The sequence below is a fragment of the Streptomyces sp. NPDC059900 genome (genome assembly GCF_050270335.1).
In the GTDB taxonomy this organism is placed as follows: domain Bacteria; phylum Actinomycetota; class Actinomycetes; order Streptomycetales; family Streptomycetaceae; genus Streptomyces.
The window spans coordinates 1-5,478 of record NZ_JBNNJZ010000537.1 but is presented as its reverse complement, the minus strand read 5'-3'; the positions used below and the strand labels follow the sequence as shown (position 1 = coordinate 5,478).

The window sequence follows — 5,478 nt, the reverse complement described above, 5'->3', positions numbered from 1 at the left end:
AGCATCGTGAATGTGGGCAGTGTTGGTCTGTTTCGTTACAGTCGCATCTTCCAACGCACGGGTCAGCAAATCCCCACCAAGGTGGCCTGCATCCGTGACCGTGATCTCGTCCCCGCCAACACCCCCGATGACATGCAGGGACATCTGGACTGCTCGGGCGACATGTCTGCGGAGGAGGTCGCCAAGCACGTGGCTGGGCTTAGGACCGAGGATGACGGGAACGTACGCACATTCGTTTCCGACCACTGGACCCTTGAGTACGACCTCGCCGCTGCCTCCTGGCCCCTGGCCACGCTCATGCACCAGGCCGTGCGTTCGGCCGTCGCCTCGAAGACAATCTGGCCCACCGAAGAGAGGATCGCTGCTCTCGATGAGCAGGCCCGCCAAGAGGTCCAGCAGTGGAAGGAGGACGGACGGTCCTTGACCGACGTGGCGATCGACATCTACAAGCCTCTGAGGCTGAACCGGGCCAGCAAGCCGGTCGCGGCCCAGCACGCCGCCCGTGTTCTGCTGGACACCCCCATTGAGGACGAAGACCTCCCGGCCTACCTCGTCGCAGCCTTCGACTACCTCTGCATGCCGGAGGCCTGACCGATGGATCTTCCTTTCACACCTGACGTCTTCGCCAAGGACAAGGCCGAAACCCTGGCCGCTCAGCGCGGCCTTGAGCTCTCCCACACCGAGCAGTGGGACTTCCTCCAGAGCACAGAGACCCTCGACCTTCAAGCAGCCCCCGGATCAGGTAAGACCAGCCTCGTCGGTCTTAAGCTGACGCTCCTGGGCCAGGGCTGGAACTCTACGACCCGCGGGATCTGCGTCCTGTCGCACACCAACACCGCCAAGGACGAGATCACCCGCCGCCTCAGCGATACCCTGGCAGGACGCCGCCTGCTTGCGTTTCCGCACTTCATCGGAACTATCCAGACCTTCACCAACACCTTCTTCGCCCTGCCCGCACTCCGCTCACGCGGCATCGAGATCCAGACCATCGACGACGACGCCTACGCCGAAGACGCACTCTGGCTCCTGGATAACAGTTGCCGGTACCGGACGCTGAAGGCATACACGGAGCACGGTTATGACCGGCGAGGCCTCGTGGCAGGCGCCACATACGTCTGCGAAGCTGGCAAGCTGGCCGTTGCCGGCCCCAACGGGCCTTTGCCGTTCAAGAGCACCAGTAAGAGCGCTCAACAGCTCGCACAGCTGAAGGAGGAGCTCGAGAACCGGGGCCGCTTTCGCTACAGCGACATGTTTGCGATCGCGGAGCATTACCTCATGCACCAATCTGACATCGCCCGCGCCACCGCGCATCGGTTCCCCTTCGTCTTGCTCGACGAGATGCAGGACACCAGCGATCGCCAACAGCAACTGCTTGACCAGGTCTTCGGCCATGGCGAGTCCGTTGTGCAGCGAGTCGGCGACACAAACCAAGGCATCTTCACCGACGGAACCACTGCCCGACCGCGGCCCTCCATTTTTCCTCTATCCACCGCCGCGGAATTGCCACTGAGTCGGCGCTTCGGCGCTCAGATCGCCGAACTGGCCACCCAACTCACCGTCCGACGCCGCCAAATCATTGAGGGCGTAGGCCCCGAGGGCACCATCGCGATACTCCTTTACGACGACGATACCGTCACTGACGTGGTGCACACCTTCGAGCGTCTAGCCGGACAAAGGGTTCCCGCAACCGTCCTCGCGGCGCACCCACCCCGCGTCCTGGCCTCCCGCCTCGCCCCCGGAACAGCCAAGAAATTTCCACGAGCGATCACCTGCTACCTACCTGGCTACACGCACCTCAACAAAGCACACAGCACACGCGAGCTGATCACCGCCGTGCGAGCCGCCCGGGCCGATCTCCAATCAGACCGTCATGCAGCAACCGGCCAGGTGTGGGATGCAGTGCGCAAGACCTATGGCAATAGCCTGGACCATCCCATGCCTGCCCTGTCACGACTAGAACGCGGATACGCTTCGGCCGGAACGCAGATCCGACTGATCCTGCACGATCTCCTCACTGCCGACATTGACAGCCAAGAGCCGTGGCACCACCTGATGGGCCAGCTCAAGTCCGTGCTGCCCCAGATATCCGGCACACCGCTGCGAGCCGGGAAAAGGCTCGACGACGCCCTCGTCTACATACCACCATTAGAAGCGGGCAACGGGCGGCCTGCCCAAGTTGAAACCAGCTTCGTGGCCACATCCATTCAGCGCGCGAAGGGGGAGACGCATGCGGCCACGCTCATCCTGGAGTGCCTGGACAGCCGAGGCCAGAAACACGACGTCCACGAAACTCTCGCGCTCGTCACCCAAGGCAAGGATGTAGCCAAGGCCCCAGACGCCGTGCGCAAGGCGGCACAGTTGCTCTTTGTGGGAATCACCCGCCCCACGCACCTTTTGGTTCTCGCTTTGCACCGCACCCGCGCAGAGCCGCATCTGAGCACGTTTTCTGCACGCGGCTGGGAGATCCACACCGCAGGCGGCATCATCTGAACGGGCCTCCGCTGGGCGGCGGATACGCCGATACCGGTACGCGGAGGACTTTGTCGGCTCAGGGGGCTACGAAGGCGGCGAACCTGGGTCGCCTGTCGTCTCTCGCCGGGTCTTGCGGGGCCGTGCAGCAAAGCCCCGAGTAGGTTCGTATGGTCTCGGTTGAAGAGGACGCCCGGCGAGTGGAGACAGCATCAGCTGGTACTCGCGCGAGAGCGTACTCCAGATGAGATCAGCGCCCGCGTGCAGACTGAGCACTTTCCTGACGAGCTGGCGTCGGCGGTTAGAGGTCCGGACGAATCCTGAACGGTCGCCCGGTGCCTTTCCCCGAAGAAGGGCCCCTGCCCTCGCAGGCAGGGGCCGCCAACAGCGAGGATGCTCGTCGTGGCCACTGACCAGAACCTCATTCCCCTCCGCCCAACGCACTCAGTACCCGTCGTCTTCGGCACCGGAGCGGCCGTCGGGGTTCTGGGCGGGATGATCGGGTTGGGCGGCGCCGAGTTCCGCCTGCCGCTGCTGATCAGCCTCTTCGGATTCGCCGCCCTCTCCGCCGTCATCCTGAACAAGGCGATGAGCCTGGTCGTCGTCCTGGTCGCTCTGCCCGCCCGCCTCGCAGCCGTCCCAGCTGCCGAAGTTGCGTCCCGCTGGCCTGTCGCCGTCAACCTGCTGGCCGGAAGCCTCCTCGGCGCCTGGGCCGGAGCCAGCTGGGCAGTCCGCATGCGTTCCGCGACTCTCTACAAAGTCCTCGCGGCGCTGATGGTCCTTATGGCCGCCGCGCTGGCCCTCACGCACACCACCACCCTGGGTACCCTCGACCTGCCGCTGGTGGCCGAGATTCCCGCCGGAGTCGCGGCCGGGTTCGGCATCGGCGTCGTGGCCGCGATCATGGGCGTCGCCGGCGGTGAGCTGCTGATCCCGACGATCGTGCTGCTGTTCGGCGAGGGCATCAAGACCGCCGGGAGCCTTTCCCTGCTGGTCTCCCTGCCGACCATGCTCGTTGCGTTCGCCCGCTACAGCCGCGACGGCAGCTTCGCTGTCCTTGGCTCCAACATCCGATTCACGGGAACCATGGCCGCGGGCTCCATCGCTGGCGCGCTCCTGGGCGGACTCCTCCTCGGCGTATTCCCCGACGCCGTCCTCATCCCCACCCTCGCCGTGATCCTCCTCGTCTCCGCGGTCAAGCTCGCCCGTCACGACTGACTGCATCGACCACACCGACGCTGAGCTGCACAAAGGCCAGGGTCCTGCCTAGCTGAGGTTTGGTTGCGGGCAGATGTGCTGGCGGCGCCTGGACCGCTGGCAGAGAGTCGGGGTCTTCGATCAGCTCCGCCGGGTCCTGCTCGCGAAGCTGTACGCGGCCGGCGAACGCGACTGGTCACGCGCAGGACCTGCTTCGCCCCGTTCCTCTCCAGGATCCGCCACCACTGCTCGGGCACACACATCAGCCCTACCACCGCCCCAACCTTCGCCCTCCGAAAGGCGGTGGCCAGGTCGGGTAGGGGCAGGGAGACCGTTCGCGCTAACTCCCAGGCGTGACGACTGTATGGACGAGAGCATGCACATAATTTGGAGGAGAGGCGCAGGCGTTAAGAGGGGAAGGCGTGCGGGCTGTGGAGTCAGATGTAGAGGTGGGACGCCGCTACAGGGGGCTGCGGATGGATGCTGCACGCAACCGGGCCAGGATTTTGGCCGCCGCCCAGGAACTGTTCGTAGAACAGGGGCAGAAGGTGTCCCTGGATAAGATCGCGTGCCGTGCGGGGACCGGTAACGCCACTGTCTACCGACACTTTCCTGAGCGTGACGCCCTCCTTGTGGAAGCCCTTGAGCGGATTGCCGTGGCTGGCGCCGATGCGGCTGAAGAAGCCGCTGCTCAGGAAGATGACCCGTTTGCCGCGCTCAGCCGCTTCGCGCAGGCCGTGGCTCACGAGCGGCTTGCCGCTCTGTGCTGTCTGTCGGACGAACTTGCCGCGCAGTGCCGGGAGTTGGCCCGGCAGAGAGATCGTCTGGTGCACGCCGCGCAGTGCCTGCTTACGCGCGCTCAGCAGGCGGATCAGGTACGAGCCGATGTCTCTCTGGAGGAATTCATGAGGGCCATAATCCAGCTCAGTCGTCCGTTGCCGGGTGTCAGTTGGGCGGCCACCGACCAGTTCAGCCCGCGCATTCTGCAGCTGTATCTGGACGGTCTCTACATCGCGAACTGAAACTGGCGTCTTTGCCGAGCTGCGTGGCACTACGGGGGCGCGAGTCGCCCAGCCCTGCCTGCGTTGCGGAGGTTGTCGGTGGGGCGCGGGTGGCGTAGGCGACTCAGCACCGTACCGGCGTCGATGGGTGTGCGGCTGTGTCATCCCTGTCCGCAGAGTGAGGCCGTGCCGCTGAGCGAGCCGTCCGCCCTTTGCCGGGGCGGCTTGGGCCCACCTTGTTGTCTCGGGCGCGGGGCGGTAGAGCCCGAATCGTGTCTGTGGTTGTGCCGCCCGGCTCTGACGGGCGGCGTCCCGAGTGCTACTGACGGCTGACGAGCCGCAGGAAACCCCGACCGGACGGCGTGTAAAGGTCAGGCCACCTTGGCGGCGGCGGGCGTCGGTGTCAGCAGGTGGCCCATAGCAGCGAGAACGGACGGCTCGACCCGGTAGTAGACCCAAGTTCCACGTCGCTCAGAGGCCAGCAATCCGGCTTCCTTGAGCTTCTTCAGGTGGTGGGAGACGGTCGGCTGCGAGACGCCTACGTCGGCGATGTCGCAGACGCAAGCCTCGCTGTCCGGGTGGGAGGCCACCTTGGAGAACAGACGCAGTCGGACCGGGTCGCCCAGAGCCTTGAACATGGCGGCGGTGAGTTCGGCCTCTTCCGACGTGAGTTCCCTCTCGGTCAGGGCTGGGCAGCACCGCTCGGCCGGGAGTGCGGCCACCTTCTCCTGAAGCTTCGACATGCGTCTATGTTGACACTCGTTCAACGGGATGCCAAGATCACCTACTTAGATAACTGTCTAATCAGGGG

At 64.9% G+C, this 5,478-nt stretch carries 5 protein-coding genes; 4 read left to right on the top strand and 1 reads right to left on the bottom strand.

Features of this window, described 5'->3' with window-relative positions:
• The 4 genes from ACQKIP_RS38365 to ACQKIP_RS38350 form a co-directional block, all read left to right on the top strand.
• On the top strand, nt 1–591 hold a 591-nt coding region (locus ACQKIP_RS38365; protein WP_427745204.1), incomplete at its 5' end, for a hypothetical protein.
• Between the two features lie 3 nt (nt 592–594).
• A complete protein-coding gene (locus ACQKIP_RS38360) occupies nt 595–2,490 on the top strand; it encodes a UvrD-helicase domain-containing protein (RefSeq protein ID WP_365861164.1) in 1,896 nt (631 codons plus the stop codon).
• A 381-nt stretch (nt 2,491–2,871) separates the two neighbouring features.
• Nucleotides 2,872–3,687: a sulfite exporter TauE/SafE family protein gene (locus ACQKIP_RS38355; protein WP_427745203.1), complete on the top strand. Its 816-nt coding sequence runs from the start codon at nt 2,872–2,874 to the stop codon at nt 3,685–3,687.
• Between the two features lie 455 nt (nt 3,688–4,142).
• Nucleotides 4,143–4,688, top strand: coding sequence for a TetR/AcrR family transcriptional regulator (locus ACQKIP_RS38350; RefSeq protein WP_365861167.1), 546 nt, complete (start codon nt 4,143–4,145; stop codon nt 4,686–4,688).
• A 350-nt stretch (nt 4,689–5,038) separates the two neighbouring features.
• Here ACQKIP_RS38350 and ACQKIP_RS38345 read toward each other — a convergent pair whose 3' ends face one another.
• The gene (locus ACQKIP_RS38345; protein ID WP_365861169.1) at nt 5,039–5,410 is read right to left on the bottom strand and encodes an ArsR/SmtB family transcription factor; all 372 of its coding nucleotides are present in this window, start codon (nt 5,408–5,410) and stop codon (nt 5,039–5,041) included.
• Between the last annotated feature and the right edge of the window lie 68 nt (nt 5,411–5,478).